The 18,270-nt window shown below is 46.9% G+C and carries 10 protein-coding genes and 1 tRNA gene; 6 read left to right on the top strand and 5 right to left on the bottom strand.

Annotated features, from left to right (window positions below):
• Nucleotides 1-43: 43 nt before the first annotated feature.
• Both ACE1CM_RS00505 and ACE1CM_RS00500 read left to right on the top strand, forming a co-directional pair.
• A tRNA-Leu gene (locus ACE1CM_RS00505) sits at nt 44-127 on the top strand.
• 86 nt (nt 128-213) lie between these two features.
• The gene (locus tag ACE1CM_RS00500; protein WP_374875449.1) at nt 214-1,002 is read left to right on the top strand and encodes a TrmH family RNA methyltransferase; all 789 of its coding nucleotides are present in this window, start codon (nt 214-216) and stop codon (nt 1,000-1,002) included.
• Between the two features lie 64 nt (nt 1,003-1,066).
• Here ACE1CM_RS00500 and ACE1CM_RS00495 read toward each other — a convergent pair whose 3' ends face one another.
• The gene (locus ACE1CM_RS00495; RefSeq protein WP_374875448.1) at nt 1,067-1,318 is read right to left on the bottom strand and encodes a hypothetical protein; all 252 of its coding nucleotides are present in this window, start codon (nt 1,316-1,318) and stop codon (nt 1,067-1,069) included.
• Between the two features lie 257 nt (nt 1,319-1,575).
• Here ACE1CM_RS00495 and lpdA point away from each other — a divergent pair, with 257 nt between their 5' ends.
• The 4 genes from lpdA (at nt 1,576) to ACE1CM_RS00475 (ending at nt 6,486) form a co-directional block, all read left to right on the top strand.
• Complete coding sequence (gene lpdA, locus ACE1CM_RS00490; protein ID WP_374875447.1) at nt 1,576-3,012, top strand: dihydrolipoyl dehydrogenase; 1,437 nt, start codon at nt 1,576-1,578, stop codon at nt 3,010-3,012.
• A 63-nt stretch (nt 3,013-3,075) separates the two neighbouring features.
• On the top strand, nt 3,076-3,975 hold the full coding sequence (gene trpC / locus ACE1CM_RS00485) for an indole-3-glycerol phosphate synthase TrpC (RefSeq protein WP_374875446.1): 900 nt from the start codon (nt 3,076-3,078) through the stop codon (nt 3,973-3,975).
• Nucleotides 3,976-4,068: 93 nt separating this feature from the next.
• On the top strand, nt 4,069-4,335 hold the full coding sequence (locus tag ACE1CM_RS00480) for a DUF5340 domain-containing protein (protein WP_374875445.1): 267 nt from the start codon (nt 4,069-4,071) through the stop codon (nt 4,333-4,335).
• Nucleotides 4,336-5,331: 996 nt separating this feature from the next.
• Nucleotides 5,332-6,486, top strand: coding sequence for a pyridoxal-phosphate-dependent aminotransferase family protein (locus ACE1CM_RS00475; protein WP_374875444.1), 1,155 nt, complete (start codon nt 5,332-5,334; stop codon nt 6,484-6,486).
• A gap of 49 nt (nt 6,487-6,535) precedes the next feature.
• Here ACE1CM_RS00475 and ACE1CM_RS00470 read toward each other — a convergent pair whose 3' ends face one another.
• The 4 genes from ACE1CM_RS00470 to ACE1CM_RS00455 form a co-directional block, all read right to left on the bottom strand.
• Entirely contained in the window at nt 6,536-10,069 is a 3,534-nt protein-coding gene (locus ACE1CM_RS00470; RefSeq protein ID WP_374875443.1) for a filamentous hemagglutinin N-terminal domain-containing protein, read from the bottom strand.
• Nucleotides 10,070-10,239: 170 nt separating this feature from the next.
• The gene (locus ACE1CM_RS00465) at nt 10,240-10,791 is read right to left on the bottom strand and encodes a transposase (RefSeq protein ID WP_374875442.1); all 552 of its coding nucleotides are present in this window, start codon (nt 10,789-10,791) and stop codon (nt 10,240-10,242) included.
• Nucleotides 10,792-11,095: 304 nt separating this feature from the next.
• Nucleotides 11,096-13,690 (bottom strand): CHAT domain-containing protein, encoded by a 2,595-nt coding sequence (locus tag ACE1CM_RS00460; RefSeq protein WP_374875441.1) that lies wholly within the window; start codon nt 13,688-13,690, stop codon nt 11,096-11,098.
• 201 nt (nt 13,691-13,891) lie between these two features.
• A complete protein-coding gene (locus ACE1CM_RS00455) occupies nt 13,892-17,977 on the bottom strand; it encodes a filamentous hemagglutinin N-terminal domain-containing protein (protein ID WP_374875440.1) in 4,086 nt (1,361 codons plus the stop codon).
• Nucleotides 17,978-18,270 lie beyond the last annotated feature (293 nt).

The raw sequence follows: 18,270 nt of genomic DNA, 5'->3' as shown, positions 1-18,270 counted from the left end.
CTTACGCAAAAATAGTAAATCGGTGACAAAATTAAACAAACCTGCGGAACTGGCGGAATTGGTAGACGCGCTAGATTCAGGTTCTAGTGGCAGTAATGCCTTCGGGGTTCAAGTCCCCGGTTCCGCATTAAAATTTCCGATTGTAGATGGCAGATTTGAGATTGAATTATCGCTTAAATCTGCAATCTGCAATCTAAAATCTAAAATTACCCGATGTTGACCAGTCTGCAAAATCCGCTGGTAAAGGAAATCCGCAAGTTACACGCTGCCAAGGAACGGCACGAGAAGCAAATGTTTTTGTTGGAAGGGACGCACTTGGTTTCGGAAGCTTGCGCGGTAGGTTATCCCCTGGAAACGGTTTGTTATACTCCTCAATGGCAGGAGCGTTACCCAGAACTTTGGCAAGAAGTTAGTCAAAGCGCCTTGCGCGATCAAATAGTAAGTCCAGAAGTCCTCAAAGCGATCGCTACCACCGTCCAACCCGATGGCGTTGTCGCAGTTGCGAAACGCCTGCAAATGCCTTTTCCTACCGTCCCCACATCTCTAGCACTGGGTTTGGAAACAATCCAAGACCCTGGTAATCTGGGAACTATCATCAGAACCGCCGCCGCTGCGGGTGCAACTGGTTTGTGGGTGAGTGCAGATAGCGTAGATTTAGATCATCCTAAAGTTCTCAGGGCGTCGGCGGGACAGTGGTTTAGATTACCAATGGCAGCGGGTGAAAATTTAAAATCGCTGGTACAGTCCTGTCAGCAACAAGGAATGCAGGCGATCGCTACAGTACCCGATGCCAAGTTGACCTACTGGGAAATTGATTGGAATCAACCCGGTTTGATTCTGCTGGGTAACGAAGGTGCTGGACTATCTGCCGACTTAGTCGCCCTGGCAGATCGACAAGTTAGAATTCCCTTAAGTCCGGGAGTCGAGTCGTTGAACGTGGCGATCGCTGCCGCCTTGATATTGTACGAAGCACGACGGCAACGGCAGCGGAGGGAATTTTAAATATCAGATGTTAGATTTTGGATTTAAATCGAAGTTCAATGTTTGATTGGCAATTCCAATCGTACTAACGCCTTCGCTGCTGCACGAAAGCTGCAATATCAGCAACTGCTTCCTCAAACGCGGCTAAGTCTAGATGGGATAAATGTTCCGGTGTTGGTTGTTCGGTGCTGCTATCTTCCAAACGCTCTTGGGATGCAGATGGGGTATCGTCGTTTAGTAACATCGCTGCCAATTGGTGCAGGGACTCGATAAATGCTTGGTCAGCGGCACGACGAAGATCTTGTTGATATGAGTCCACAATCAAGGTTGACTGCAAAAGTGAAGCTTACTCATCCAGGCTAGCTTTCACGGTGCGCGTGACTATTTTATATAGTCATCACCGTTTTACATTAAAATTACGCCGAATTTCAGCATTCATACAACAAACTTAACCTCTCCGCAAGATTAGAATGCCCTATTTGTGTGTAATAATTCCATCCATGGGAAAATATTTGGCAGGAAAAAGCGCGTTTCGGTTGTCTAAATTGCCCCCTACAGTTGAGAATTAATAAGGGCAACGCACAAGGCTGAGATATGGAGAGTCAGGCATTTGATTACGATCTAGCGATCGTTGGTGCAGGGGTAGGCGGACATGGTGCCGCGCTGCACGCAGTTAGTTGTGGTTTAAAAACGGCGATTATCGAAGCTGCTGATATGGGAGGAACCTGCGTCAATCGCGGTTGTATCCCTTCTAAGGCACTTCTGGCAGCTGCCGGAAGAGTGCGAGAGTTACGCAACGCCCACCATCTCAAAACCCTGGGAATACAGGTAAAAAGTGTAGAATTTGACCGGGTCGCCATCGCCAACCACGCGGCAAATATCGTCTCTAAGTTGCGAGGCGACTTAACCAACAGTCTCAAACGCTTGGGTGTAGATATTATTCCCGGTTGGGGTAAAGTAGCGGGAAGTCAAAAACTCACCATCGCCACAGATACTGGTGAAAAAACTATTACCGCTAAAGATATTATTCTCGCTACCGGATCGGTGCCTTGGGTTCCCCCCGGTATTGAAATCGACGGCAAGACCGTCTTCACCAGCGACGACGGTATCAAACTAGAATCGCTTCCCCCTTGGGTGGCAATTATCGGCAGCGGTTATATCGGTTTAGAATTTTCCGATGTCTACTCGGCACTCGGTTGCGAAATCACGATGATTGAAGCGCTGCCAGAGTTAATGCCGGGATTTGACCGCGATATTGCCAAAATCGCCGAACGGATTTTGATTACTCCCCGCGATATCGAAACCAAAGTAGGTGTTTTGGCACAAAAAGTTATCCCCGGTTCTCCGGTAGTCATCGAACTCGCCGACGCCAAAACTAAAGAAGTGGTAGATGTACTGGAAGTCGATGCTTGTTTGGTAGCTACTGGACGCATTCCTTATACTCAAAATCTGGGGTTGGAATCCGTCGGCGTCGAAACCGATAGGCGTGGATTTATTCCAGTTAACGACAAGTTGGCAGTATTATCGGCAGGGGAACCCGTCCCGCACTTATGGGCGATTGGAGATGCGACGGGTAAGATGATGTTGGCACACGCCGCATCGGCACAAGGCATTGCAACGGTAGAAAATATTTGCGGACGCGATCGGATCGTAGACTATCGCAGCATCCCCGCCGCCGCTTTTACCCACCCAGAAATCAGCTTTGTGGGATTAACCGAAACCGCAGCAAAAGAGTTGGGGAAAGAAGAAGGTTTTGAAGTCGCCGCCGTGCGGACTTATTTTAAAGGCAATTCTAAAGCAATCGCCGAAGGCGAAGCCGACGGTATCGCCAAAGTTGTCTATCGGAAAGATACAGGAGTTGTCCTCGGCGTCCACATCATCGGATTGCACGCTTCCGATTTAATTCACGAAGCATCGAATGCAATCGCTATCCGTCAGTCAGTCCAATCCCTAGCTGATCTGGTTCACGCCCACCCCACACTTTCAGAAGTGCTGGATGAAGCGTATAAACGCGCCGCAGGTCATGGCTAATAGGTAATAGTAAATAAAAACACCAATTACCAATTACCAATTACCAATTACCAATCACCCAAAATGCAGATTCGTCGTCGTCCCCCCAATCCCGCCGTTGCGGTCCAAGAATTGCGCTATCAGGTAGCGATGCCAGATTCCTCGCCGCGCCATATCTTGGAAGAAATTGTCTGGTATAAAGAAACCGAAGTTACCCAAATGAGGGAACGTCTGGCGCTGTCGGAATTGCAGCGGAAAATAGCCGACGCGCCAGCACCCCGAGATTTTGTCGCCGCTTTGCGACAAGGTAAAACTAAACCAGCACTGATTGCGGAAGTCAAAAAAGCATCTCCGAGTAAAGGGGTAATCAGGGAAGATTTTGACCCAGTAGAGATCGCCACAGCTTACCAAACTGGCGGCGCGACTTGTCTTTCGGTTCTCACCGATGAAAAGTTTTTCTGTGGTAGCTTTGAAAACCTGGCTAAAATCCGCGCTGCGGTTGACTTGCCTCTTTTGTGTAAAGAGTTTATTATTTACCCTTACCAGATCTACCTAGCTCGCCTTAAGGGTGCTGATGCCGTACTGCTGATCGCGGCGATACTTTCCGACCAAGATTTGCAGTACTTTGTTAAAATAGCCAATGCTTTAAGGATGACTGCCCTGATCGAGGTGCATACTTTAGAAGAGCTAGACCGCGTGTTAGCCTTGGACCGAGTTGACCTGGTTGGCATTAACAATCGCAACCTGCAAGATTTTTCTGTCAACCTGGAAACAACAAAGGAAATATTGGCGGCGCGGGGTGACCAACTGCAAGACCGGGGTATTCTGGTCGTGAGCGAGTCGGGTTTGCATACACCCAATGACCTCAGCTTAGTAGCAGGTGCTGGTGCTGATGCCGTTTTAATCGGCGAGTCGTTGGTAAAGCAACCCGATTTAGCAGGCGCGATCGCGGCGCTGTTTGCTTTAGCGCAGTCTACCACCTAGATAATAGGGGAAGCCAGACAGCTTCGTGGCAGCCCGAAGCGGGAACTTGGATTCCTCAAAGTGAGGCTATAAAACTGAGGTAAATTCGCATAAATGGAGCAAATACCCCTTCCCTCTCCGATTCACTACGAACTGGTTCTGCAAATGCTAGAACGACAAACCATGTTCGCGGTGACGGGGACTCCTGCTATGAGGGAAAAAGTTCAGCAACTGATTGTTACCATGCGGAAAGCAGCTGCTCAACAAAAACAACTGGAAGAAATTTTCCAGCAGGCAGGTTTACAAGTAGACTACCGTTGGTCGCTCAATCACGTCAATTCCGACCCTAATTCCCCGTCAGATCGCTTCCCCATGCGCTAAAGTCCGCCTGCTTAGCTTCTGACCAGTTAACAGTACATTGACACTCGCCGCTATAAATAGACGGCGATTCTTTCCTGGCATAAATCTATGGGTAACCTGAACCAAAGTACCGCGCAACCGAATACTCTAGAGCAGAGTGATACCAGTTTAACCCTTTCGGTTAAACGTCTTTTAACTACAGCGTCCCGAAGAGAGGGAATTTCACCCGCGTTTAAAGGTCAAAGTGTCTGTGGTAATTATAGCATGTCCTAGGCAGTTAAAAATGCCGCGTCGATGTTCCTCCACGACTTAAAAGATGGTGGTTTCCTATCTCCCGTCAGGTTTTAGATCAAAATCCCCAAACAGGTCGCGCTCTCAAACGACCTCAACCTTTCTGTCCTGAGAAATATTAATTCAGATTTGCGCAACCAGGGAATGGGAAAATCTAGCGGCTAAGATTTGGCAACTCCAGAGCTTGACTAAATAGCAAAATACTTTGCTAAATTTACTCCTAGTTACTTATGGCGATAGTCTTGACTCGGTTGTAATTTTATGCTAAGTTTCGCAGAATGCCGAAAACCAAGGCTTCAAATTCTTTGGTTTGTAAACCACAGCCTGTAAAAAGGTCGTAGGTTTGACCAGGATTAGCTATTTTTTATGGCAAAAAAAAGGTTGAAAAATGGCTCCGGGGCGGGTTGTACGGAGAGAAACCGGGTTTATGTGCAAAATTGTGGAGCAAGGAAAGAGATCGTGGTCGAAACTTTGGTGATGAAGAAACCGGGTTTCTGTGCAAAATTGTGGAGCAAGGAAAGAGATCGTGGTCGAAACCCGGTTTCTGGTATCGTTAAAGCGGCGCCTACCGATCTTAAAATAGGGTGTTGCTCACCCGAATAGACGCCTGTGGACAAGAAGGATCCGACTCCCTTGATGGAAGCAGGAAGCAGACCCTCTAGAAATTACTTCTAGTTGAATGGTGAAGCACAAGATAAGTTTAGCCAAGTTTTGTATAGCACAACAATGAACGACAAGCTGATGCTGATGATACCGGGTCCTACACCCGTGCCGGAACAGGCATTACTCGCTTTAGCCAAGCACCCCATCGGTCACCGCAGCAGCGAGTTTGCCCCGATTATGGCGGAGTGTACCGAAAACCTCAAGTGGTTGCACCAAACCCAAAATGACGTGCTGATGCTGACCGCATCCGGTACGGGGGCAATGGAAGCGGGAATAATTAATTTCTTGAGTCCCGGCGATCGCATCTTGGTAGGATGCAATGGTAAGTTTGGCGATCGCTGGGCCGAAGTCGGCGAAGCTTACGGCCTCAATGTAGAAAAAGTTACCGCAGAATGGGGCAAACCCCTCGACCCGGAACAGTTCCGCGAAAAGCTGGAAACCGATAAAGATAAGCAAATCAAAGCCGTCGTCGTCACCCACAGCGAAACTTCTACGGGTGTCCTAAATGACCTGGAAACGATTAACCGCCATGTCAAAGCCCACGGAGAAGCTTTGATAATAGTTGATACCGTCACTAGCATGGGCGCGGTCAACGTCCCCGTGGATGAGTGGGGACTCGATGTGGTCGGTTCCGGTTCGCAAAAAGGCTACATGATTCCCCCCGGTTTGGGTTTTGTCTCGGTCAGTGCCAAAGCTTGGGAAGCCTACAAAACCGCTAAGCTGCCCCGGTACTATCTTGATTTAGGTAAATACCGCAAAGACGCTGCTAAAAATAGCACACCGTTTACCCCGCCAGTTAATTTAATCATCGCGCTGCAAACAACGCTGCGGATGATGAAAGCAGAAGGGTTAGAGAATATCTTCGCGCGGCATAGCCGCCAGATGAATGCTACTCGCGCGGCGGTGAAAGCGATGAGTTTGCCATTATTTGCGCCAGATAGCGCCGCCTCGCCGGCGATTACCGCCGTCGCCCCGGTGCAAGTGGACGCGGAAAAAATTCGCTCGATCTTGAAGAAGAAATTCGACATCGCGATGGCGGGGGGACAAGACCACCTCAAGGGTAAGATATTCCGGATCGGGCATTTGGGATTTGTCAGCGACAGGGATATATTGAGTGCGATCGCTTCCCTAGAAGCTGCCCTAATTGAACTGGGATACGATGCCTTCACCCCCGGTGCGGGTGTCGCCGCCGCCGCCAGCGTGTTTGCCCAACGTTAAAACCTGTGGTGCGTTACGCTGCCGCTAACGCACCCTACTGGCAGCAGCGTTAAAACCTCTGGTGCGTTACGCTGCCGCTAACGCACCCTACTGGCAGCAGGTAAGGAGTCGCGGTGGGTGCAGAGGCAATCAGAACCACTTGGCCTTTTTCGTTAATTATCCAACCTGTTGCTTCCACTAACTGAGTCGAGGGTGTTGTAGCAGATGTAGCCAACGATTCCTCAGTATTACCTCTACTCACCTGCTCACCTGCTCCTCTGCTCACCTGCTCCTGGGCTTCGAGGGTAACCAAATCTACCAGTACCGTTTCGCCGCTCAAAGATTCGTTGGGACTGGAGGGAATGCCCCCGCGTCCTGTGACCACAAAGCTACTGCCTTGACGCACAGGGGCGCAGCGGTCAACAATTAGCCTGGAACTATCGACGATTTCCACTCCGTGTATCTGAGGCTGTTCGGTTTGGATATCTCCTTCGATGGTTAATTGCCCGCTGGCGTTGATGATACTATCCGGGGACTGGAAGATTGCTTCTGACTCATCCAAAGGGGAAATTCTAATATTACTTCCCCCATTGGGAGCAAAGGCATCGGTTCTGATTTGGCTGGCTTCTAGCAGGACTAGAGTTTCTGTATTAATCCCAATATTGCCTTCTATAGCGCCTGGGGCTGAGGCGGCAGAAATTACGCTTTGGCGGCGTAACTGTATATTTCTGCTTTGCAAATTGATATTACCGCCCCTACCCGTGGAAGAAGCAGCGGTTAAAAAGCCTTGGCTATCCAAAAGCAGATTGCCTGATGTGACCTCTAGGTTGCCCGGATTTCCTTGCCCTTGACTGCTGACACTGAGTTGAGCGCGATCGCCCACGGTTAATCTGTCAGTATTGACAGTAACCGTTCCTCCATTCCCCCTGGCATTGGGAAAAACTTCAGCCGTCAAGCGACTGGGTACAAAACCATTTGGACTCTCAAAAACGAAGCGTCCCGAACCTTCAAAACCCGCCAAACCACCGCTGATTTCTGCAACTGATGCCCGAACGTTCACAAAACCTGCATTGCCAATCCCAAAAGTAGCAGATGATATTTCTGCCCCATCTCGAAGCGTCAATCGTCCAGTTTCAATATTCACTCTACCTCCATTACCAACGGTGTTAAGACCAACGTCACTGGATATGCGGCTGAGGCTTCGTAATCCCGATTTGGAGATGCCAAACATTTCTACTGACTCCGATGCGCCGATCAAAATATTTCCTGCATCACCGCCACCTGGAAGTGTGCCTGGTTTAGCGGGTGTAGGTTGTTCTCCAGGACGCAATTGTTGATCCGGTCTAAAAGCTGTGCCTGCTGATATTTCCGCGCCATTTTGAATGCTCAGCCGCTCAGTTTCAACAATTATATTCCCCCCATTGCCATCACCAAAATTAGTCGCGCTTAAGCCACTGGTAGAAAAAGTACCAAGCGTACCCGTTCCAATCAGTTGTACATCCTGGGCGCGAATGGTCACATTTCCCGCATTGCCCGTACTATTTACACTCGCCTCCGACGATATCTGCGCCCCATCTTGCAGCATTAACCGCTCAGTTTCAACGGTTATATTTCCCCCATTTCCGGCACCAAAAGTAACAGCCGCTAACCTAGTTTGAAACTCTAAAGTTGCTCCATTATCTGGAGCTTGAAAGATCCTGGTTCCAGACAGTTGCACAGAAGAAGCTCGAACTGTGACATTTCCCGCATTGCCTTGACCTAAAGTACCTGCTGAAATCTCCGCCCCATCTCGCAAGATTAACCTTTGAGCTTCAACAGTTATATTTCCCCCTTTTCCCGTGCCTCCTCCTCCACTACCTACAGCCCAGATTCTGGAAGGGAAAAAACTTTCTGGGGTAGCGCCAATCAGTTCCACATCGGTAGCGCGAATCGTCACATTCCCCGCATTGCCAATTCCATCAGTAGCTGAAGCCGAGATGTCTCCCCCATCTCGAACGGTTAACCGCCCAGTTGTTATTGTTATACTGCCAGCATTTCCAAAACTACTCGCTACAGTATCTATACGGCTGCCACGCTCTGATGGAAAAAGAATTGCAGTATTTGTTATGCCACTCAACTCCACAGACTCAGAAGCATTGATCGTTATATTTCCCCCAGATCCTGAGCCAAGAGTTCCAGCACTTACGGCTGCCCCATCCCGGAGCATCAACCTCCTAGTATTAATCGTTACATCGCCAGCATTTCCACGACTGTTAGGTTGCGTGCCAGTTATCAAACCGCTAAACGTGCCAATTAATTCCACTAACTCTGAAGCGTTTACAATCAAAGTCCCAGCTGCTCCATCGCTTTCAGTTACAACGCCAACAGTTGCCCGATCTCGAACTGTTAAGCTTCGGGTGTTAATTGTCACGTTACCAGTGCTTCCCTGTGCTACAGTTCCTGACTCAATGGCGCTAAGACCAGAGAGGTTTACATGGTTAGCGTTAATTAAAACATTACCTGCATTGCCAGTGCTTGCCGTCGCCGAACGCACAATCGCACCCTCTGCAAGGTTCAAAGTTTCTGCATTAATTGCGATATTGCCCAGATTGCCCGTACTACCGGGCAAAGCTAGGCTGTACAAACCACTGCGATTAATAGATCCCTGACCGGACATGTTGATCGAGTTAGCATTGACGCTAAGATTTCCTCCATCGCCCGCTCCTATTGTACCTACCACTAAACGTCCGCCATTGGTAGCAGTAAACTTATTCGCATTGACGACAATATCGCCGCCTGCTTCTCCACCTGCGATCGCGATCGCATCATCGATTAAACTCACATTGGCTCTTGTGGTAATGTCAGCAGGAAAGCTCAAGCTCAGAGTATTCCCGTTTACTGTTAATCCAACGGTTCCCGCAGTTGCCAATCCCCCCAGTTCAATGCGGCCTCCAGGTGCATTTAATCGACTGCCAGAAGCGGTAACATCACCACCCACAAGTACCAAGCTTCTCCCTGGTTGCACTTGCATTCCCACAACTTGACTATTACTGTCAGTTGCTATGGATCGATTGACAATGTTCCCCGGATTGGCTCCAATTTGCAAGCCGATGGGAACATCGATCGTTAACAAAGGTGTAGCTTGAGGATTTGTAGCGCTAAATTCTACCCCATCGGCAAACTTGAAACTACTCGCCGTAGTTGCTAGAAACGAGCCACCAATATTCAGCCTTGCATTAGGGCCAAAGATAATTCCACTGGGATTGAGCAAGAATAAATTAGCATTACCCTTGGCTCGAATTAAACCATCAATATTAGAAATTGTTCCACCCGTGACGCGACTGAATATATTTTGAATTTCTTGGGCATTATTAAAAAAAGCTTCTCCACCTGTAGGAACCGAAAACTCGCGAAAGCTGTGGAAAAGATTGTTTCCGACTCGGTTGCCGTCGTTAATTGCAAAGTTAAGATTATTTGTAGTTGTAACATTGGTAGAGAGCGTCCCATCTGGGGCAATTTGCGAATAAACTGGGCTAGTCTGGCTCAGACAGGCGAGGGCAATACTAGCTAAAATCGGGAGTGAGCCTGGGAAAAAACCCGTGCTGCGGGCATCATCCTGTTGCATAACCTGTTGCATAAATTAACTATCTTAAAGGAATAATTTTTATAAGAACTTATATATACTGAAATTTGAGTTGTTTTACATCTACCCTAAGATAGAAATTGACCAGGTAGGTAGTAAAGGTAGGGTGCGTTAGCGATCGCGTAACGCACCGGAGGTAAGCCTACAAACGCTCACTCCCCTACAACAGTAGGCAATAGATCGGGAATTTCATAAACACCCCAATCTTCAGCATACAAGCCCTGTGCCACAAACCGATGCAAGCTAGAAAACTGCCATTCTCTCGGTGTTTTGCACAAACCGTGTTTCACAGGATTGTAATGAATATAATCGCAGTGGTTAGCAAAATCTTTTTCATCCCGAATCAAATGCTCCCAAAATCTTCTTTGCCAGAGATTTTTTTCCTTGCGTTTTTGTCGTGATTTCGTAATCTTTGCATCAATTCTCAGATCATCTCCACAATTTTTAGTCACAAAAATTTTAATTAATCGCAAACGAGTCGCATAGTCACCGTCTCCGGGGGGGAGTGTCCAAATACAATGAATATGATCGGGTAGCAAAACCAGGGCATCAATCGAAAATGGATATTTTTTCCGGACTTTATTGATGGATTCTCTCAAGGTTTGACGGGCAATTTCGGTGCAAAGCCAGGGGCAACGTTGGTATGTGACTATTGTGAAAAAGTAAGTAGCGCCGGGGATAATTAGCCTTCTGTAGTTGGGCATCTGTTTTTTGAGGATTGGGGATCGATTGTAGGATACCCATGAGATTTCTGCGAAATATCAATAGGAAGCGATCGCGCTACGGTTTGGGTTTTGTCTGGTGCCGTACTCTCGGAAGATAGCACCCTACAGTCCAAAAAGGTGCGTTACGCTGTCGCTAACGCACCCTACAGCCTAAAAAAGGTGCGTTACGCTGTCGCTAACGCACCCTACAGCCTAAAAAAGGTGCGTTACGCTGTCGCTAACGCACCCTACAGCCTAAAAAAGGTGCGTTACGCTGTCGCTAACGCACCCTACGGTTTGGGTTTTATAGCCAATTTCCCACTAAAACAAAAGGCGCCCAGTAATAGGGATGCTTGAAATTCTCCGACAAAGATATTTGGGCGCGGCGCAATGCTTCTGACTTGCCATGAGTTGCTAATTCTCGGTAAAACTGGGGCATCATGGTAGCGGTTGCTACATCTTGCACGGGCCAAAGCGTTGCCAAGGTGCTGCGCGCACCGGCGCGCACTGCTACGCCAGCGATGCCTAAAGTCGCGCGTCTGTCTCCGGTTGCGGTTTCGCAGGCACTCAGAACTAGCAGTTCAATTGCTTGTCCTCTGACTTGGTTTCTGACGCGCAGGAACGCATCTAATTGCTTGACGTTGATGCGACCATCCCAGGTGAGAATAAAGGTGTTGTCGGCGCTGGAACTGAATTTACCGTGGGTGGCTAGGTGGACGACGGGGTAGGGTGCGGCGTTGATTTGCTGGCGCAAACTCTCCCCGGTAAATTCCTGATTCAACAGTACTGTACCAGGCACGATCGCTTTAATTTGTTGCAATTCCTTCTCCACGGCAGGTAGGGGTGGAAATCCTTCGCGAGACTCGCTTAATCCCAGCATTAAAGCTTTCAATTGGACTCGTGCTAGAGATTGTGGTTCTAGCAATTGCAACCCTGGCGCTACTGCAAGGTTATACTGCTGCAATAGGTGTTGGTTGCCGTCATGGAGAACCGCCATCGGGATATTCCGCAAAGTACCATCTAACACAAATACCAAGGTTTTAACGCCGCTGTTTTTGATTTCTGTCTCTCCGGGTCGAATTAACCAATCATAAACTTGTTGGGCAAGGCGCACGATTTGTTGCCTGCTGGAACTCGGTCTTCCTAGTTGTTGTCGCAGTTGTTCTAAGGTTTCTTCAATTTGGTTTTGGGTCAGGTTGGTGCTGTAATGGCGCAAAGGTTGTTGGGGTAGGCTGAGGATAACGTCTAATCGATCTGACAAAATAATTGGGTAGATTACTGCTGCGGTTCGATCTACTTGGTCGATTAATTCTGGTTTGGCATTCAGGCAAGCTTCTTGAAAGAAATTATCTAGTTCTGCTAGTTGTAGAGATTCGATTAGATTGCGCGCTTGAATCAGGTTATTTTGGTTAACTTTATCTCCATTTTGCAACAGTAACCCGACTAATTGGCGATAAACAGGTTCGACACTTTCGCGAAACGAAAATTGCACTTCTGGGTTGATTGCCGCTAAGTCGCTGCGGAGGGATTTTAAGGTTTTAACGGCTTCGGTGTATGCTGCGATCGCTCCCTCATTCTGTCCCTGCGCTTTCAGTACCCTTCCCAATTGCCACTGCCAGCGATAGGCAATATCCGAACCATCAATTACCTGCGCTAACAGCAACGCTTGCTGGGTTACGGTTTGAGCGCTTGACAATTGTTGATTTATCTCGTATAATCCGCCCAAAGTTCCCAAAGCCAAAGATTCGGCGCGTCGGTCTTCCAGGTTTTTGGCTTCCTGAACGGCTTTAGCTAAAATTTGGGCGATGTCAGTTGTTTGTTGTGGGTTGCTATTAACCGCTGACTGTTTCATCAAGCTTTGCGCCAAATTAATGCGAGCATAGACTGAAGTACGACTGGCGGGTAAGTCGTTGAGTTCTTGTTGGATGGTAGGCAACAAAGTTTGGGCATCTGAATTTTGTTGAATTTCGACCAACAAACTAAGCTGATTAATTAACGCTTGAATGCGAGTATTGCGAGATTGGGAAGTCGCTGCTTGTCGGTATAATTCTAAAGCAGCTTGAGTTTCATTCTGGGGGGTTTGTATTATATTTAACGCTGCGGTTTTTTTAGCTAAAGCGCGTTTGGTATTGCCTAAACTGAGTTGAATCGAAGCAGTTGCACCGGGCAATCCTAGTTTTTGGGCAATCTCCAAACTTTGCTGCAAAACTTGTTGAGATTTATCTAAATTACCTACAACGCGCAGGGTATTGCCCAGATTGAGCAATCCGGTTACTTTAATAATTGAATCGGGTGATGCCAGGAGGCTGGTTTCTACTTGTTCTAAAGTATTGGCAGCGCGACGGTAGAATCCCAATGCTTGCATCGCCTGGGATTGGTTAATTAAATTGGCGATAATACTAGGTTGATCGCCTGCTTTTTTATAAGCTGCCGCTGCTTTTTGCAAAGTATCGAGGGCATTTTCTGCTTGTCCTAAAGATAATTGTAAGAAACCTTGAATATTCAAAGTTTGAGCCAAGATTAGCGGTGAGGAATCGGTGTTGAGGAGGGAAAGGCTATTTGCGATCGCATCTTTCGCTTGATTCCACAATCCCAATTGCTGGTAAGTTAAAGATAAATTGCTCAAAGCCGAAGCTTGATTGAGTTTATCCCCAGCAGCAGCAAACGCATCAGCAGCTTGCTGCCAAATTTTTGCCGCTTCAGAAAACTGTCCCGCCTCATAGAAAGCTTTCCCTTGTTGCACCAGTAGGTTCGTAGTAAGGACTTGGGTCCTCATCCTATCTGTTGCCAAAGTTGCCTTTGCCGAGAGGGATTGAACGCCCAAAAAAGTTATCAACCCTAACAGGGAGAACAGAATAAAGGTAAATAATCGCTGGGAAAAAATTCGTTTAACTAACATTTTGCACCATTATCACTAAATCCGATAACCCGCCCGGAAATCAATTCGCCTCGTTACCAGGCGACCGCCTGGTAACGCAGATCGCCTCGTTACCAGGCGACCGCCTGGTAATGCAGATCCAGAGGCTCTTGCCTCTGAATCTATGGGGAGGCAAGAGCCTCCCAAACTGCATTTCCAGGCGGTCGCCTGGAAACGAGGTATTTAACGAACGTGGCATTGAATTGGTATTATTCCAGAACGATGGGGGGTAAGATTCGGTGGGTTAGCAACAAGAACAACCTGTCCTTTTTCGTTAATTATCCACCCTTGCGCTTCTACTATTTCAGTAATTTGTGCTGATTCTTTCCTTCTCGGTTGCTCACCTGCTCTCCTACTTTCTTGTCTCTCAGAATTAATATCAACTAAATCCACTAAATATGCATTATCGTTCAAAGGTTCGGTTGGACTGGGTGGCAAACCGCCGCGTCCGGTAGCAATAAATGAACTTTCCTGTGCCTCAGGAGAACACCTGCGATCGATCAATCCAGTAATATCAACCACAGTTTGGGGTAATTCGATTAAACCGGAACTGGGGTCAACATCGGGAGTGTTTAGTTCTACCGTTCCGCTCAACTCTGGTCCGCCAATTTGAGAAATAGCAGTAATATCGCTGTTTGGGGTTTCTTCTGTGCGAGCTTGAGTGCCAAAGATACCTTGTGCTGTAATTGAAACTCGACCTCCCCTTCCTTCAAAAGCATTGGCGGTGATGTCGCTATTTTCTAATGCGACTAAGTTGGGGGTGCTAATTGTAATATTGCCTCCATCTCCGCCTGCACCTTTGCTACCAGCAGAGGTGGAAATATCACTATGGCGGCGCAATAGGATTAAGTCTCGTGCTTCTAATCCGATATTCCCACCATTTCCGGATGCGGTTTGGGCGGTAATAGCTGCACCGTTGTCAAGAAGAATAGAACGGGCAATAACGTTAATATCGCCGCCTTGTCCTGCGCCTCTATTATTGACAAATAAACCACTATCTGGGCCATCTTGGTCGATAATTAAATTGGCTAATACTGGATTAAATTTCTGGGAAATGGTATCAAATCGCTGTTGATAGGTGGGGTCGCTTCCAGAAATTGTAATTCGGTCTTGGGCAATAACTGTAACGCTGCCTGCACTGCCGGTATTGAAGGCACTGGCGAGTATTTGTCCGCCTCCAGTTAGTTGTAAATTATTAACTTTGACTGCGATATTGCCGCCTGGTTCAATACTGCGCGTGGTGGCAGCAATAACCGATCCATCAGTAATTTGTAACTTGTTAGTATTGACGACAATATTACCGCCAGCACCGCTTTTAGCTTGATTAGTATCGGCAAATAATCCGCTGGAATTGCCACCTAATATGTTACCTTTCTCGTCAAAGGATAAGGGAGCAACACCAGAAAGAGCGATAGACTCTGAGGCATTGACTGCAATATTACCCGCTTTTCCAATGCCATAGGTGACGGCTTCTATCCTAGAGCCACCTGCTACGAATAAGGTTTGGGTCTGAATGTTAATATCTCCTCCTGCACTGACACCATAAGTGCTGGTACTCAGTCTCGATTGACCGGATAAAGAAATTGCTTTTGCCTCTACAGAAATAAATCCCAATCCCAAAGGATTTAGGCTCAAATTTATTGCCAATTTTGCCAAACTTTCAGCCGTAATTTGACTTGATGAATCCAGCAATAAAGAGTTTCCCGCCTTGATAAATATATTGCCAGCAAACCCGCCTGATTCATCTTCTATGTCGTTATAAGTATCGCTAAAAATATTGCCGTTGGAGATCGATATATTTTCTGTTGATTTTACTGTAATGTTGCCAGCATTGCCGCCAAAAAAGTTGCTACTTTGTAGGGCAGCACCGTTGGTTAATTGAATGGATTGGGCTGCGATCGCAATATCCCCCGCGTCTCCTTCAAAGCTCGCTGCGTTAGTTAAAACCTTGCTATTATCAATCGCAACAATTCCTGTGGCATTAATAGTAACATTGCCTGAATCTCCGGTGCCAAAACTTGAAGAACCCACAGTCGATGCATCGATTATGGAGAGGGAATTAGCTTTAATATTAATACTGCCTGCCACACTGGCTCCCTTGGTGCTGGTACTGAGTTCGGAGCTATCAAGGGTAACATCTTTGCCATTAATCTCGATAATTCCTAATCCAGAATTATTAACATTTCCGTCAAGGCCGCCGAAGCTTTCCGCAGTAATTTGGCTATTAACAATATAAACCCCATTCCCCGCAGTAAAACTTATGATTCCAGCCAATCCTCCGCCAAAGCTTATTTCGTCGTTAAAGGTATCGCTGAAAATTTTACTGTTAATAATTGAAAGTTGATCGCTGGCGTCTAGAACAACACTTCCAGCATTACCACCGACAAAGTTGCTACTTTCCAGAAAAGTGTTGTCGCTGATAGAAATTGACCCTCCGGATGTGATGCTGAGCTTGCCTGCATCGCCAGTTGCTCCACTTGTGGCACTGCTTTCGATGTTGCTGCCGGTAATAGTGATGGCATCCCTGGCGTTAATCGAGATGATTCCAGCGTTTCCCTTGCCATTTTCGATGCTGGTTTCTACTCGCGTGTTATCGGTGAGGGAAACTGACTTTCCTTCGATATAAATGATGCCGCCATTACCTGTTGAGTTGGCTTTGACTTGACTGTTTATATCAGTCTTGTTGATGGCGATTGCACCCCCAGCCTTTATCTCTACAATTCCAGCATTTCCAGCACCAAATGTATCGCTGGAGATCGCGCTACTCGTAATGTCAATTCCATCTTTGGCTGTCAGTATAATGTTCCCAGCTTTACCATCACCGCTAGTTGTGGTTCTCAAACCTGTGGGAGTATTTTGCATCAGCGAAATCGCGCCTGCTTCAATGGTGATAGTACCGCCATTTCCGGCAGCTTTTTCAGGTACTGTGCTGGTAATTTCGCTATTAAATATAGTTACCAAACCGTTAGCCTGCACAAAGATATTTCCAGCATTTCCCCCACCCAGGGGAGCTTTGAAAATATCGCTTTGGAGTTTGCTCTCTACAATGACAACATTGTCTTTAGAATTAATCGCAATGTTCCCGGCGTTGCCAAGTCCGCTGGTAAAGCTGTCTACAAGAGTACCGTTGGTTAAAGCAACGGAATTGGCTGTAATAATCAGGTTTCCCCCATTTCCTTGTCCAAAGGTTCCCGTACTTAAAGAAGCCGTATCTGTTGTTAAAGTTGACCCTGCTTGAATAATAATATCGCCGCCGTCACCAATTGCTGCTGGTTGAGTGTCACTTGCTGGATTGATATTATTTTCAATGCGGCTGGCAGTAATAGTTATTGCTTTGGTAGCATCAATTAAAATATTACCTGATTGCGCTCCCTGCGTTCCCAAACCCGTGGCAATTCCAGTTGTCAGCAAACTGTCGGAAATTTCTAAATTCTGAGCATTAATGGCAATATGACCGCTACCGCCAGCGAGTACGTTTATTCCGGCTTTATTAATCATAGATACATCTGCTCTTTGCCCGCCAGCGGGAAAACTTAAACTCCCATCTTGATTGATGGCAATTGTTCCCTCGCCTGCCAAACCTCCCACCTCGATTCGACCTCCAGGCGCTTGCAAAATGCCGCCATCAATTATTACATTGCCACCCAAAATTGCCAATGTATTTCCAGGTTTCACTTCCAAGATATTTAAGTTACTATCGAAGCCTTTCGTTGTGGTTACCGTAGCTATTTGCTTAGAACCTTGCACGCGAATTGGTTCGGCTTTACTGCCATATTGCAAGCCAACGGGTATGTTAATTGTTAATAAAGGTGGTGTTTGATTATTGGTAGCGCTAAACTGCGTTCCGTCGGAAAATATTAAACTCCTCGCCGTACTCGCAAAAAACGAGCCGCCGATATTTAACCTGGCATTTGGGCCAAAAATAATGCCACTCGGATTGAGTAAAAATAAATTAGCCCTTCTATTGGCTCGAATTAAGCCGTCAATCTGAGAAACTGACCCCCCGGTGACGCGACTAAAAATATTTTGAATATCCGCAGCGTTATTAAAGAAAGCTTCGCCGCCAGTAGGGACGGAAAATTCCCGAAAGCTGTGAAATAGGTTGTTTCCCGCTCGGTTGCCGTCATTAATTGTAAAATTTAGATTATTCTCTGTTGTCACGTTTGTAGATAAGCTTCCATCTGGGGAGATTTGGGCTTGGGCTGGAATCCAATTATTTACAATTAAACAGTACCAAGGTAAAGTCAATAATAATTGTGTTTTTTTCATTTTTATTTGCTCAAGCACATAGCTATTATATTCAACTATATTTTAATATAATTGTTGCTGAATTTATCCTTAATTGGTAATTGGATTAACAGGATTTTGACGTCAGCAGTCAGAAACCCGGTTTCTTCAGAGAAACCGGGTTTCTCAAAGCCACCCCGCGTTGCTGGAAAATTGCAACTCGCTCTTTGCCGGAAAATTATTGAAATGACCGCGATCTTATGTAACTTACATAGCGCCTAAGATTTGAAATGTAGATGCACGATGGATAAAAATATCTATTAGTTGCTGCTTGC

The sequence above is a fragment of the Microseira sp. BLCC-F43 genome (assembly GCF_041929235.1).
Classification (GTDB): Bacteria; Cyanobacteriota; Cyanobacteriia; order Cyanobacteriales; family Aerosakkonemataceae; genus Microseira.
Note: the sequence above shows the minus strand (reverse complement) of the source record. Positions and strands in the feature narration are given on the sequence as shown.

Excerpts from the sequence above, each read along its gene's own strand:
- ACE1CM_RS00455 (WP_374875440.1), bottom strand. The coding sequence starts at position 17,977 with ATGAAAAAAACACAATTATTATTGACTTTACCTTGGTACTGTTTAATT.
- ACE1CM_RS00470 (WP_374875443.1), bottom strand. The coding sequence starts at position 10,069 with ATGCAACAGGATGATGCCCGCAGCACGGGTTTTTTCCCAGGCTCACTC.
- ACE1CM_RS00475 (WP_374875444.1), top strand. The coding sequence starts at position 5,332 with ATGAACGACAAGCTGATGCTGATGATACCGGGTCCTACACCCGTGCCG.
- ACE1CM_RS00465 (WP_374875442.1), bottom strand. The coding sequence starts at position 10,791 with ATGCCCAACTACAGAAGGCTAATTATCCCCGGCGCTACTTACTTTTTC.
- ACE1CM_RS00480 (WP_374875445.1), top strand. The coding sequence starts at position 4,069 with ATGGAGCAAATACCCCTTCCCTCTCCGATTCACTACGAACTGGTTCTG.
- lpdA (WP_374875447.1), top strand. The coding sequence starts at position 1,576 with ATGGAGAGTCAGGCATTTGATTACGATCTAGCGATCGTTGGTGCAGGG.
- ACE1CM_RS00460 (WP_374875441.1), bottom strand. The coding sequence starts at position 13,690 with ATGTTAGTTAAACGAATTTTTTCCCAGCGATTATTTACCTTTATTCTG.
- trpC (WP_374875446.1), top strand. The coding sequence starts at position 3,076 with ATGCAGATTCGTCGTCGTCCCCCCAATCCCGCCGTTGCGGTCCAAGAA.
- ACE1CM_RS00500 (WP_374875449.1), top strand. The coding sequence starts at position 214 with ATGTTGACCAGTCTGCAAAATCCGCTGGTAAAGGAAATCCGCAAGTTA.